The sequence below is a fragment of the Modestobacter lacusdianchii genome (assembly GCF_054177765.1).
Window position 1 is genome coordinate 1 of record NZ_JBJJTJ010000052.1, and the last position, 12104, is coordinate 12104.

10 protein-coding genes are annotated in these 12104 nt (G+C 74.6%); 5 read left to right on the forward strand and 5 right to left on the reverse strand.

The genetic code is table 11. The features are described from left to right. The first annotated feature begins 41 nt into the window (after positions 1 to 41). Complete coding sequence (locus tag ACJTNH_RS20435) at positions 42 to 545, forward strand: GtrA family protein (RefSeq protein ID WP_458179060.1); 504 nt, start codon at positions 42 to 44, stop codon at positions 543 to 545. 70 nt (positions 546 to 615) lie between these two features. Here ACJTNH_RS20435 and ACJTNH_RS20440 read toward each other — a convergent pair whose 3' ends face one another. The 4 genes from ACJTNH_RS20440 to ACJTNH_RS20455 form a co-directional block, all read right to left on the reverse strand. Further along, positions 616 to 3576 carry an AAA family ATPase gene (locus tag ACJTNH_RS20440; RefSeq protein WP_458179062.1) on the reverse strand — a complete coding sequence of 987 codons (2961 nt, stop codon included), beginning with the start codon at positions 3574 to 3576 and terminating at the stop codon, positions 616 to 618. Then, on the reverse strand, positions 3573 to 4721 hold the full coding sequence (locus ACJTNH_RS20445) for an exonuclease SbcCD subunit D (RefSeq protein WP_458179064.1): 1149 nt from the start codon (positions 4719 to 4721) through the stop codon (positions 3573 to 3575). Before ACJTNH_RS20445 ends, ACJTNH_RS20440 begins: the two co-directional genes overlap by 4 nt. Before the next feature lie 104 nt (positions 4722 to 4825). Then, the gene (locus ACJTNH_RS20450) at positions 4826 to 5389 is read right to left on the reverse strand and encodes a PH domain-containing protein (RefSeq protein WP_458179066.1); all 564 of its coding nucleotides are present in this window, start codon (positions 5387 to 5389) and stop codon (positions 4826 to 4828) included. A 31-nt stretch (positions 5390 to 5420) separates the two neighbouring features. Further along, complete coding sequence (locus ACJTNH_RS20455; RefSeq protein WP_458179068.1) at positions 5421 to 6260, reverse strand: biotin--[acetyl-CoA-carboxylase] ligase; 840 nt, start codon at positions 6258 to 6260, stop codon at positions 5421 to 5423. Positions 6261 to 6280: 20 nt separating this feature from the next. On the opposite strand from ACJTNH_RS20455, the gene ACJTNH_RS20460 reads away from it, so the two are divergent. The 4 genes from ACJTNH_RS20460 to ACJTNH_RS20475 all read left to right on the forward strand — a co-directional run bounded on the left by ACJTNH_RS20460 (position 6281) and on the right by ACJTNH_RS20475 (position 10596). Then, complete coding sequence (locus ACJTNH_RS20460) at positions 6281 to 7909, forward strand: acyl-CoA carboxylase subunit beta (RefSeq protein ID WP_458179070.1); 1629 nt, start codon at positions 6281 to 6283, stop codon at positions 7907 to 7909. A gap of 70 nt (positions 7910 to 7979) precedes the next feature. Next, positions 7980 to 8189 (forward strand): acyl-CoA carboxylase subunit epsilon, encoded by a 210-nt coding sequence (locus tag ACJTNH_RS20465; protein ID WP_458179072.1) that lies wholly within the window; start codon positions 7980 to 7982, stop codon positions 8187 to 8189. Beyond that, the gene (locus ACJTNH_RS20470; protein WP_458179074.1) at positions 8186 to 8788 is read left to right on the forward strand and encodes a Maf family protein; all 603 of its coding nucleotides are present in this window, start codon (positions 8186 to 8188) and stop codon (positions 8786 to 8788) included. The genes ACJTNH_RS20465 and ACJTNH_RS20470 overlap by 4 nt, the downstream gene beginning before the upstream one ends. Before the next feature lie 47 nt (positions 8789 to 8835). Beyond that, the gene (locus ACJTNH_RS20475; protein ID WP_458179076.1) at positions 8836 to 10596 is read left to right on the forward strand and encodes an acetyl/propionyl/methylcrotonyl-CoA carboxylase subunit alpha; all 1761 of its coding nucleotides are present in this window, start codon (positions 8836 to 8838) and stop codon (positions 10594 to 10596) included. Between the two features lie 58 nt (positions 10597 to 10654). Here ACJTNH_RS20475 and ACJTNH_RS20480 read toward each other — a convergent pair whose 3' ends face one another. Next, complete coding sequence (locus tag ACJTNH_RS20480; protein ID WP_458179078.1) at positions 10655 to 11947, reverse strand: acyltransferase family protein; 1293 nt, start codon at positions 11945 to 11947, stop codon at positions 10655 to 10657. Between the last annotated feature and the right edge of the window lie 157 nt (positions 11948 to 12104).

Below are 12104 nucleotides of genomic sequence, written 5' to 3' on the forward strand. Positions count from 1 at the left end.
ACACCGAGCGGGGGACTCGGGCGCCTGCCTACACTCGGCAGGTGCCCGAGTCCCCCGTCCTCGTAGGTCGGGGATCGAACCGGTGGCGGCTCCTGGCCAAGGAGCTGACGGCGTTCGGTGTGGTGGGGGCCGTCTGCTTCGTCCTGCAGGTCGGAGGCTTCCAGCTGCTCTACGCGCACCTCGGGGTCGGCGCCGTGACGTCGAACCTGGTCGCCACCGTGGTGTCGATGACGGCGGCGTACCTGGGGCACCGCTACTGGTCGTTCTCTCACCGGGAACGCGCGGGCGTGGCCCGCCAGTACCTGGTCTTCGCCGCGATCAACGGGGCCACCCTGCTGCTCGGGCTGGCCGTCGTCGCGGTGGTCCGCTACCCGCTGGGGCAGGACAGCGCGCTGGTACTACAGGTCGCCAACGTCGGTTCCATCGTGCTGGGCACGGTGATCCGCTATCTGGGCTACCGCCGCTGGGTGTTCCGCGCGACCCCAGTGGACCTCCCCCTCGAGACGGCGACCAGCCGGAGCCGGTGGAGCACGGCCCAGCCGTGACCCTCGCCTCCGGCTGAGCTCGGGACCGACCCCCGAGTCGACGCCGAGTCCACGCTGAGGGGTCGCCGCGTCAGGCGGCCAGCCGCGAGCCGTGCCGGCCGGAGATGACCTCCAGCCGGCTGCTGATCCGGGTGCGCAGCTCCTCCACGTGGCTGATCACGCCCACCGTGCGACCGCCCCGGCGGAGCTCGTCGAGCACCGTCATCACCGCGTCCAGCGACCGCGGGTCCAGCGTGCCGAAGCCCTCGTCGACGAAGAGCGTGTCGATCTGCACGCCGCCGCTCTCCGCGGTGACCACGTCGGCGAGGCCGAGGGCCAGGGCGAGGGAGGCCATGAAGCTCTCCCCACCGGACAGGGTCTTGGTCGGCCGTCGGACGCCGGTGTACTCGTCGAGCACGTCCAGGCCCAGCCCGCCCCGGGCACCGTGCCGCCCCTGGGCGTCGCTGTGCAGGAACGTGTAACGCCCACCGGACATGTCCCGCAACCGCCGGCTGGCCACCTCGGCGACCTGCTCGAGCCGGGCCGCCAGGACGAAGGACTGCAGCCGCATCCGCAGCGTGTTGGCCCCGCGGCCGTTCACCAGGTCGGCCAGCGCGGTGACCTGCTCGGCCGCCGCCCGCCGCTCGTCGAGCTGGACCTCCACGGCGGTGAGCTCGGCGGCCAGCTCGTCCAGGTCCGCGACTCGGCGCCGGGACTCGGCGAGAGCGGCCACGGCGTCCTCGCGGGCTGCGGTGGCATCCCGGCAGGAGTCGGTCATCGACTCCAGGTCCGGTCGCGGCGCCAGGTCGGCGAGCTCGGGCTCGGCGAGCGTGGCGGTGACCACCGACCACTGCTCGTCGTGCTCGGTCACCCGCCGGCCGATCGCCGCGGCCTGTCCGCGCTCCAGCAGGGCGTCGGCGGCGGCCACCAGGTCGGCGAAGCCCGCCTCGACGACACGCTCCGCGGCGTGCCGTCGGGCGGCGTCGGCCTCGGTGCGCGCCCGCAGCTCGGTGGTCTCGGCCTCCATCAGTGCCTCGCAGTGCTCGGCCACCGCGGTGAGCCGGCGGATCCGGGCGGGGAGGTCCGGGTCGTCGCCCCGGGCGGCGTCCACTCGCTGCTGCAGGGCGACCAGCGCCTCCTGCTGCGCGGCGAGCTTGGCCCGGCGGCGCGCCAGCTCCTCCCGAGCCGCGGTCAGCCCGGTGGCGGCGGCGTCCCGCTGGGCAACGAGCACGGCCAGCTCCCGCCGCGCCTCGGCGAGCGTGCCGGCCCGTCGACGGGTCACGGCCTCCTGCTGTGCCGCAGCGGCCACGGCCTGCTCCTGGTCTGCCAGCGGCTCGTCGCCGGCCTGCGCGCGCAGCACCGCCAGCTCGCGGCCGGTCTCCGCCGCGGCCCGCTGCGCGCGGTCGTGCTCGGCCTCGCACTGCTCGGCGACCGCACGGGCGGCGTCCTCGTCGGCCTGGCCGACCGGCTGGCCCGTCGGCTCGGCCAGCCGCGGGTGCTCGACCGCGCCGCAGACCGGGCAGTCCGCCCCGTCCACCAGCCCGGCCGCGAGCTCGGCGGCCATGCCGTCCAGGCGGCGGGCCCGCAGGTCGAGCCAGTGCTCACGAGCCGTGGCCCACGCCTCCCGGGCCGCGGCCGCCTGCGCGTGCTGCTGGGCGAGCCGGGCGACCAGGGCGTCGACTGCCCGGGCGGCGTCCAGCGCGGTGCGGCGCCGGTCCAGCTCGGCGGCCAGGCCGGGGAGCGCGGCCGCCGCCTCGGCTGCCGCGGCGACGACCGCCTCCTGGTCCGACAGCCGGGCGGGCCAGGAGGCGACCGCCTGCTCCTCCCGGGCACACCGGGCGACGAGCGCATCGACCTGCCGGCGGCTGCCGGTCACCGCGCCGGTCAGCTCACCGGCCCGGTCGACCTCCGGGAGCGCGGCCCGGAGCGCGGCGACCTCGTCACGCAGCGAACGGGCGAGGACCGCGTCGGCGGCCCGCCCGTCCGCGACCGGCGTCCAGGCTCGGGACACCACAGCCCGCCGCTCGGTGGCCGACTCGGCAGTCAGAGCGGCCCGGCCGGCAGCCTCCAGCACGTCGCGCACCGGCTCGGCGCGCTGACCGGCCTCCAGCGCGACCCGCAGCGGCTCCAGCTCGCCCGCCTCGGCCTGCAGCCTGGCCAGGTCGGCGCGGGCGCGGTCGCGGCGCACGTGCCGGTCCAGCTCGGCCCGGGCGGCGGCCAGCCCGGCGTCGACCCGGGCGACCTCGGCGGCCGCCGTCTCGGCAGCGGCCACGCGCCCGGCCAGCTGCTGGGCGGCCTCCGCGCGGACCCGGTGCACCCAGGTGCCGGCGTGGGCCGGCGGCGCGGCGCCCACCAGCTCGGGCGCCAGCTGCTCGGGCACCTCGACGTCGGCGACCTGCGCGACCCGGGCCAGCAACGTGCTCGCCCGCAGCCGGGCCTCGTCGAGCTGGTCGCGGGCCGCGACCCGCTGCTCGGCCAGCCAGTCCTCCACCCGGGCGAAGCGGCCGACGTCGAACAGCGTGCGCAGCAGGCGGCCCCGGTCCTCCGGCTCGGCGCGGAGGAACCGCGCGAAGTCACCCTGCGGCAGCAGCACCACCTGACAGAACTGCTCGGCGGAGAGGCCGAGCCGGGTGCGCAGGTGCTCGGACCCCTCGTCGATGCGGGTGCTGACCGGCTCCCAGCCCTCCCCCGCCCAGCGCTGGACGACCAGCTTGGCCTGCTCGGTCGTCCAGCCGGTGCCGCGGCGCTTGGGTCGCTGCTGCTCGGGCCGGCGGGTGATCAGCAGCCGCTCACCGCTCAGCGTCACCTCACACTCGACCTCGGTGCGCACCTGCTCGCCGGCGTGGTCGCTGCGCAGCCGCCGCTCCTCGCCGCGCGCTCCGGGCACGGTGCCGTACAGGGCGTACACGATGCCGTCGAGCAGCGTCGTCTTACCCGCCCCCGTGGGGCCCCACAGCAGGAACAACCCGTCCCGGCCGACGTCGTCGAGGTCGACCTCGACCCGGTCGGCGAAGGGCCCGAAGGCGGTCAGTGCGAGCCGATGGACCCTCACGCCAGGGTGTCCTGGTACGCCGCGGCGGCCAGCGCCCGGCCGAGCAGCTCCTGCTCGGCCGCCGAGGCGCCCACCCCGCGGACGTGCGCGACGAACTCGCCGGCGACCTCCAGGTCGCTGCGACCGGTGAGCCGCTCCTGGTAGCTGCGCCGGTCGGTCAGCGGACCCGACCCTGCCCACTCCAGGTGCACACAGTGGGCGAACCGGCCCTGCAGCTGGCGCATCGGGTCGGCGGGGCGGACGGCGTCGGTGAGCTGGGCGGAGACGAAGTGGCTCTCGATCGCGGTGAGCTCCGGGTCGGCCAGCAGCTCGGCCAGCTCGCCGCGCACCACGGTGAGCTCGCGCGGGGTGGGCAGCGGGACGCTGCGGACGCCGGCCAGCCCCTCGGCGTCCAGGTCGACCAGCCAGACCTGCTTCTGCTGGCCGGCCTCGCCGAAGGAGTAGGCCATCGGGGAGCCGCTGTACCGCACCCGGTCGCTGAGGGACTGGGGCCGGTGCAGGTGCCCCAGGGCGACGTAGTCGACCCCGTCGAACACCGCGGCCGGCACCAGGTCGACGCCGCCGACGCAGATGTCGCGCTCGCTGTCGCTGGGCACCCCACCGCCGACGAAGGCGTGCGCGAGCACGACCGACCGGGCGCCCGGTCGGAGGAACAGGTCGGCCCGGACCCGGTCCATGGCGGCGGTGAGCACCGCCTCGTGGCTGCGGGCCTCGGTCAGCCCCAGTTCGTGCCGGGCGACCTCCGGCTCCAGGTAGGGCAAGCCGTAGACCGCCACGTCGCCGTGCTCGTCGGAGAGCAGCACCGGCTCGTCGAGCAGCCCGGTGGCGGCCCGCACGTGCACGCCCGAGACGGCCAGCAGGCCGGAGGCGAAGCCCAGCCGGCGGGCCGAGTCGTGGTTGCCCGGCGTCAGCACGACCGCTGCCCCGGCGGCCCGGATGCGGGTGAGCACCCGGTCGAGGACGGCGGTCGCGTCGGCCGAGGGCACCGCCCGGTCGTAGACGTCGCCGGCGACGAGGACGACGTCGACCGCCTCGGTGACCACCAGGTCGGCCAGCCCGCCCAGCACCGCCTCCTGCTCAGCGAGCAGGTCGGTGCCGTGCAGGGAGCGGCCGATGTGCCAGTCCGAGGTGTGCAGCAACCGCATGTCCCGCACGGTAGGTGGCCCCTCCGACAGAACCGTCCCGGCACGCCGTGACGGACCGGTCCGGCCGGTGCGCACGGGGCGGGCGGGGGCGGTGGTGCGGCGGCTCAGAACTGCTCGGTGGGGTGCTGGCCGTCCCAGACCGGCCCGCTGAGGTGCCCGGCACCCTCGTACGCCCGGCGCTGGGCGTCCTCCTCGATCAGCTGGTTGAGCAGCTGCTGCACACCGTCGCTGTCCGAGATCGCCGAGAACACGGTCGGGCCGCCCTCCCCGGCCGTCTCGATCGAGACGGTGCCCGAGTTGACCACCCGGTCCCAGAGGGTCTGCCGGTAGGACACGTCGGTGATGCGGGACAGCCCGATGTCCCGGCCGGACCTCGCCAGGATGCCCGTCCGGTAGAGCAGCCGGTGCGTCGTGATCACGTAGTGCGTCGTCCGCCAGCGAAGCAGCGGCGCGGCGACGAAGACCGCCCCGAGGACGGCGGCCACCGCGACCACGACCAGCCGCCACGTCGCCTGCTGGTCGCCCGCGGGCACGAGCGCCGCACCGAAGGACGCCGCACCGACGAGCAGCAGGAACAGCACGATCGGCCACAGCACGGTCAGCCAGTGCGGGTGCAGGTGCCGGACGACCTCTTCGTCCTCACCCAGCACCTTGTCGGGGTACGCCACCCCACCAGGATGACCGACCCGCCCGTCCGGGTCACGCCTCCCGGCGGCGCGGACGCACGTGTCGGACGTCGCCGGAGGCGAGCTCGAGCACCCCGTCCGGGGTGCGCACGACCAGCCGGCCGTCCCAGTCGACCGCCTCGGCGACGCCCTCGACCGTCGAGCCGTCCGGCAGCGTCACGGTGACGGTGGCGCCGACGGTGCTGCACCAGGCGAGGTGGTCGTGCGCCAGCCCGGAGGCGATCGGGTCGCCGAGCACCTCGACCCAGCGCCGGTACCGCCGCTCGAGGGCCCGCAGGAAGCCCAGCAGGACGGCGGACCGGTCGACCGGCGCGGCGGCCACCAGCTCCAGCGAGGTGCCGGTGTCGGGCAGCTCGTCGCGGCGGGTCGAGACGTTCAGGCCGGTGCCGACGACGACGGCGGTGCCCGAGGTCTCGGCCAGGATGCCGGCCAGCTTGGTGCCGTCGGCGGCCAGCAGGTCGTTGGGCCACTTCAGCGACGCACGCACGCCGGCGGTCTCCGTCACCGCTTCGGCCAGGGCCACCCCGGTGAGCAGGGACAGCCAGGCCCGGCGCGCGGCGGGGACGTCGGGGCGCAGCAGCACCGAGACGGTCAGCCCGGCGCGCGGCGGGGAGGTCCAGGTGCGGTCGAGCCGGCCCCGGCCGGCCACCTGGTGCTCGGCCACCAGCACGAGCCCCTCGTCGGCGCCGGCGGCCGCCCGGGCGGCCAGCTCGGCGTTGGTCGAGCCGATCTCCTCGACCACCTCGACCGCCCGCCACAGCCGGTCGGCACCGACCAGCTCCGCGGTCAGCGCCGCGGCGTCGAGGCCGGGCCGGTCGACGGTGGGAACTGCGGTGCGGTCGCTGTCGGGCACGTCACCTACGCTACGGCGCTGTGAGTGCCGCCGAACTGGAGTCCGCTGGAGAGCACGTCTCCGCAGGCCTCGACCTGCACACCACCGCCGGCAAGCTGGCCGACTTCGAGCGGCGGGTGGAGGAGGCGTCGCACGCCGGCTCCGAGCGCGCCGTGGAGAAGCAGCACGCCGCCGGCAAGATGACCGCCCGGGAGCGCATCGACGCCCTGCTGGACCCCGGCTCCTTCACCGAGCTGGACGAGTTCGCCCGGCACCGGTCGACCAACTTCGGGATGGACGCCAAGCGGCCGTTCGGCGACGGCGTCGTCACCGGCCACGGCACGATCGACGGCCGCCCGGTCTGCGTCTTCTCCCAGGACGTCACGGTCTTCGGCGGCAGCCTCGGTGAGGTCTACGGCGAGAAGATCGTCAAGGTGCTCGACCTGGCGTTGCGCACCGGCTGCCCGGTCATCGGGATCAACGAGGGCGGCGGAGCCCGGATCCAGGAGGGCGTGGTCTCCCTCGGCCTCTACGCCGAGATCTTCCGGCGCAACGTGCACGCCTCCGGCGTCGTTCCGCAGATCTCGCTGGTGATGGGCGCGGCGGCCGGCGGCCACGTGTACTCCCCCGCCCTCACCGACTTCATCGTGATGGTGGACAAGACCAGCCAGATGTTCATCACCGGACCCGACGTGGTGAAGACCGTCACCGGTGAGGACGTCACGCTCGAGGAACTGGGCGGCGCCCGCACCCACAACACCAAGTCCGGCGTGGCGCACTACCTGGCCGAGGACGAGGCCGACGCGCTCGACTACGTCAAGGCGCTGCTGGCGCACCTGCCCAGCAACAACCTCGACCCGCTGCCGGCGGTCGAGGTGCCCCCGGTCGACGTCGCGCTACCCGACGCGCTGACCGACACCGACCGGGAGCTGGACACCTTCATCCCGGACTCGCCGAACACGCCCTACGACATGCACACCGTGATCGAGCACGTGCTCGACGACGGCGAGTTCCTCGAGGTGCAGGCGCTGTGGGGGCCGAACATCCTCACCGGCTTCGGCCGCGTCGAGGGCCGGCCGGTCGGCATCGTGGCCAACCAGCCCACCCAGCTCGCCGGCACGCTGGACATCGACGCCAGCGAGAAGGCCGCCCGGTTCGTGCGCACCTGCGACGCCTTCAACATCCCGGTGCTCACCTTCGTCGACGTCCCCGGCTTCCTGCCCGGCACGTCACAGGAGTGGGACGGCATCATCCGCCGCGGCGCCAAGCTGATCTACGCCTACGCCGAGGCGACCGTGCCGCTGATCACCGTGATCACCCGCAAGGCCTACGGCGGCGCGTACGACGTGATGGGCTCCAAGCACCTGGGCGCCGACGTCAACCTGGCGTGGCCGACCGCGCAGATCGCCGTGATCGGCGCGCAGGGTGCGGTGGGCATTCTCTACCGCAAGGAACTGGCCGCGGCCGAGGACCCGGAGGCGCTGCGCGCCCAGCGGGTCACCGAGTACGAGGACACGCTCGCCAACCCCTACATCGCCGCCGATCGCGGGTACGTCGACGCGGTGATCCCGCCGTCGCACACCCGCATCCAGGTGGTGCGGGCGCTGCGGCTGCTGGCCAACAAGCGTCAGACGCTGCCGGCCAAGAAGCACGGGAACATCCCGCTGTGAGCGAGCACCGCAGCGAGCGCCGGCGACCGAGCAGTAGAACGAAGAACGCGCAGAACGGGGAGATGTCACGGTGAGCCAGCCGCTGCTCAGCGTCGTCCGCGGCGAGCCCACTCCGGAGGAGCTCGCCGCACTGACCGTCGTCGTCGCGTCCCTGTCCCAGCGGCACCGTCCTCGTCGCCGGCCGACCCCGGTCCGGGCCTGGGCGGAGCGGGCCGACGTCCTCCGCCGGCCACTGCTCGCCGGGCCCGGCGGCTGGCGCGCATCGGGGCGGGCGTCATGAGCCGCCGTCTCGTGCTCGCCTCGCAGTCCCCCGCCCGGCTGCAGCTGCTCCGCCAGGCCGGCCTGCAGCCGGAGGTGGTGGTCAGCGGCGTCGACGAGTCGACCGTGCGGTCGCCCCGGGTCGCCGAGCTCGTCGCGCTGCTCGCCGCGGCCAAGGCCGCGGCGGTGGCCAAGGGCCAGACCGACGCGCTGGTGATCGGCGCCGACTCGCTGCTGGAGTTCCGCGGTCAGCCGCTGGGCAAGCCGGCCGACGCCGCCGAGGCCCGGGTCCGCTGGCAGCGGATGGCCGGGCGCAGCGGCGTCCTGCACACCGGCCAGGCCGTGTTCGACGTGCGGGACGGCGCGGTGACGGCTCGGGACGTCGGCGTCTCCTCCACCGTCGTCCACTTCGCCTCCCCCACCCCGGCGGAGCTGGACGCCTACCTCGCCACCGGCGAGCCCCTGGCGGTGGCCGGGGCGTTCACCCTGGACGGGCTGGGCGCGCCCTTCGTGCACCGCATCGAGGGCGACCACACCGCGGTCATCGGCCTCTCGCTGCCGCTGCTGCGCACCCAGCTGGCCAAGCTCGGCCTGGCCCTCACCGACCTCTGGCAACGCTGACCGGCCCGCGCCGGCCAGTCAGAACGCCTCTCAAAGGGAGAACGAACGTGCAGAAGGTCCTGATCGCCAACCGGGGCGAGATCGCGGTGCGGGTCGCCCGCGCCTGCCGGGACGCCGGGCTCACCAGCGTCGCCGTCTACGCCGAGCCCGACCGCGACGCCCTGCACGTGCGCACCGCCGACGAGGCGTTCGCCCTCGGCGGCACCACGCCCGGCGACTCCTACCTGGTGTTCGACAAGATCCTGGACGCCGCCCGCCGGTCCGGCGCCGACGCCGTGCACCCCGGCTACGGCTTCCTGTCCGAGAACGCCGGCTTCGCCCAGGCCGTCATCGACGCCGGGCTGACCTGGATCGGCCCCTCACCGCAGGCGATCACCGACCTCGGCGACAAGGTCGCCGCCCGGCACATCGCCACCCGCGCCGGGGCTCCGCTGGTGCCCGGCACCAAGGACCCCGTCGCGGATGCCGACGAGATCGTCGCGTTCGCGCAGGAGCACGGGCTCCCGGTCGCGATCAAGGCCGCGTTCGGCGGCGGCGGTCGGGGTCTGAAGGTCGCCCGCACGATCGAGGAGATCCCCGAGCTGTTCGACTCCGCCGTCCGGGAGGCGGTCTCCGCGTTCGGCCGCGGCGAGTGCTTCGTCGAGCGGTTCCTGGACCAGCCGCGGCACGTCGAGGCGCAGGTGCTGGCCGACACGCACGGCAACGTGGTCGTCGTCGGCACCCGCGACTGCTCGCTGCAGCGGCGCAACCAGAAGCTGGTCGAGGAGGCCCCCGCACCGTTCCTCACCGAGGAGCAGCGCGCGCGGATCCACTCCTCGGCCAAGGCGATCTGCGCCGAGGCCGGCTACGTGGGCGCCGGCACCGTGGAGTACCTGGTCGGCACCGACGGCTCGATCTCGTTTCTGGAGGTCAACACCCGGCTCCAGGTGGAGCACCCGGTCAGCGAGGAGACCTCGGGCATCGACCTGGTGCGCCAGCAGTTCCGCATCGCCGAGGGCCTGCCGCTGGAGATCACCGAGGACCCGACCCCGCGCGGGCACAGCATCGAGTTCCGGATCAACGCCGAGGACGCCGGCCGCAACTTCATGCCCGCTCCCGGCCCGGTCACCCGGCTCGTCGTGCCGCAGGGCCCCGGCGTGCGCTGGGACTCCGGCGTGGAGGCCGGCGGCGAGGTGGCCGGCGCGTTCGACTCGATGCTGGCCAAGCTGATCGTCACCGGCGCCACCCGGGCCGAGGCCCTGCAGCGGGCGGCCCGTGCGCTGGACGAGCTGGTCGTCGAGGGCATGCCGACCGTCGTCCCGTTCCACCGGGCGGTCGTCGTCGACCCGGCCTTCACCAGCGAGCCGTTCAGCGTGCACACCCGGTGGATCGAGACCGAGTGGGACAACCAGGTGCCCCCCTACGGTGCCGCGGACCCCGTCGAGGAGCCCGAGGCCCGGCAGACCGTCGTGGTCGAGGTGGGCGGACGGCGCCTGGAGGTGTCGCTGCCGGCCGGGCTCGCTGGTGGCGGCGGGGCGGCCCCCGCGGCCGGCGGCGCGAAGCCCCGCAAGCGGGGTGGCGGGCACGGCGGATCGGCGGCCTCCGGCGACAGCCTGACCGCGCCGATGCAGGGCACGATCGTCAAGGTCGCCGTCTCCGACGGGGACACCGTGGCAGCCGGTGACCTCGTCGTCGTCCTGGAGGCGATGAAGATGGAGCAGCCGATCGTGGCGCACAAGGCCGGGAGGGTGTCCGGGTTGTCGGCGGAGGTCGGCGCCAGCGTCACCAGCGGGGCCGACCTCTGCACGATCACCTCAGCCGACGGCTGAACCGGTCCCCCGGGCGGCCATGCCGCCCGGGGACACCCGCCGGGTCCGACCGTCGGCCTCAGCCCCGGACGGGGTCGGCCGGCTGGGGCGCGCGTCCCCGTAGGTGGACCGTCGGGTGGTCCTCGGCGGATGCCGCGCCCACCGGCTGACGGTGCGGTCGTGAGGCTGGGAGGACCGGGTGGGCCACCCTGGGCAGCAGCGCCGTCCGGTGCGCCCTGTCCTCCGTCGACATGCCCAGGGCCGTGGTCTGCGACGGCTGCGCGGTGCCGGCCGGGGCCGCCCCCCGCAGCAACATGTCGGTCACCACCCGGCGCAGCCGAGGGGCCGTCGGCCGCTCGACGAGGTGGTGGACCAGCACGGCGGCCAGCAGCGCGGCCACCGTGGCGAGGAGCACCGCGGCGAGCGGTCCGGTGCGGTCGGACAGGAGATGGATGACGTACCAGCCCAGGTTCTCGTGCACCAGGTACAGCGGGTAGGTCAGCGCACCGAGCCAGCCCATGCCGCGGAACCTGCGCCCGGCGACCGGGCCCAGCGTCACCAGGGCGACGAGGCCGAAGCAGGCGACGATCCCGACTCCCAGCAGCAGGGACGACCGCCCCCAGGTCAGGTCCGCGGCGTGCAGGTCCTGGTACCGCGGGACACTGATACCGACACCGATGACGCACTGCAGCCCGACCAGCAGCCACGTTCCGAGGTCATGCCCGTCACGGCGGATGAGGTACAGCAGCATCCCGCCGGCGAAGTAGCAGGCGTACTCGGGCATCAGCACGGTCGTGAGCAGGCCCGAGCCGGACCCCTGGGCCACCGCCGCGACGATCGGCCAGAGGGTGGCGAAGGCCAGCACGCGGGCCCGGGTGATGCCCACCAGCATCAGCAGGACGACGAGGAAGTAGAAGCGGAGCTCGTACCACAGGGTCCAATACGGCCCGTCGATGTCCGGGGCACCGAAGGCCGTCTGGACCATCGTCAGGTTCAGCAGTGCACCGGGCTCGGTGATGACCCGGCCGAGCGTCGGCCACTGTTCCGGCCACAGCACGAGGACCAGCACCATGCTGAAGGCGACGGCCACCCAGTAGGCGGGGAACAACCGGCCGACCCGTGAGGCGATGAACGACGGGACGCTCCGGTCCCACGCGGTCATCAGCAGCACGAACCCGCTGATGATGAAGAACAGCGGGACACCGAGCTCCCCGTACACCGTCCACCGGCCGAGCCACTCGAGGTCCGCGGGCACGGCGAGGCCGTCCCACGAGGGGCTCTCCCGGGCCGTGAAGTGGAAGGCGACCACGCTGAGAGCGGCGAGGAAGCGGAGCCCGTCCAGCAGCTCCAGACGCCCTTGCTGCCGGTCCATCGCGCGCATCGTCACCCGTCCAGCTCCTCGTCTCCTCGCCACGTCGACCCTGGAGGGCAGCGACCGAGGGCACGCGGAAACGTACCGACCCCGTCCGCAGCGGACCAAGGAACCCGGCGAGTCCCGCTGCACCCGCCCCAGCCGTCCCACGCGTCCA

Coding starts and splice junctions, on each gene's coding strand:
- ACJTNH_RS20470 (WP_458179074.1), top strand. CDS start 8,186: ATGAGCCGCCGTCTCGTGCTCGCCTCGCAGTCCCCCGCCCGGCTGCAG.
- ACJTNH_RS20480 (WP_458179078.1), bottom strand. CDS start 11,947: ATGGACCGGCAGCAAGGGCGTCTGGAGCTGCTGGACGGGCTCCGCTTC.
- ACJTNH_RS20445 (WP_458179064.1), bottom strand. CDS start 4,721: ATGCGGTTGCTGCACACCTCGGACTGGCACATCGGCCGCTCCCTGCAC.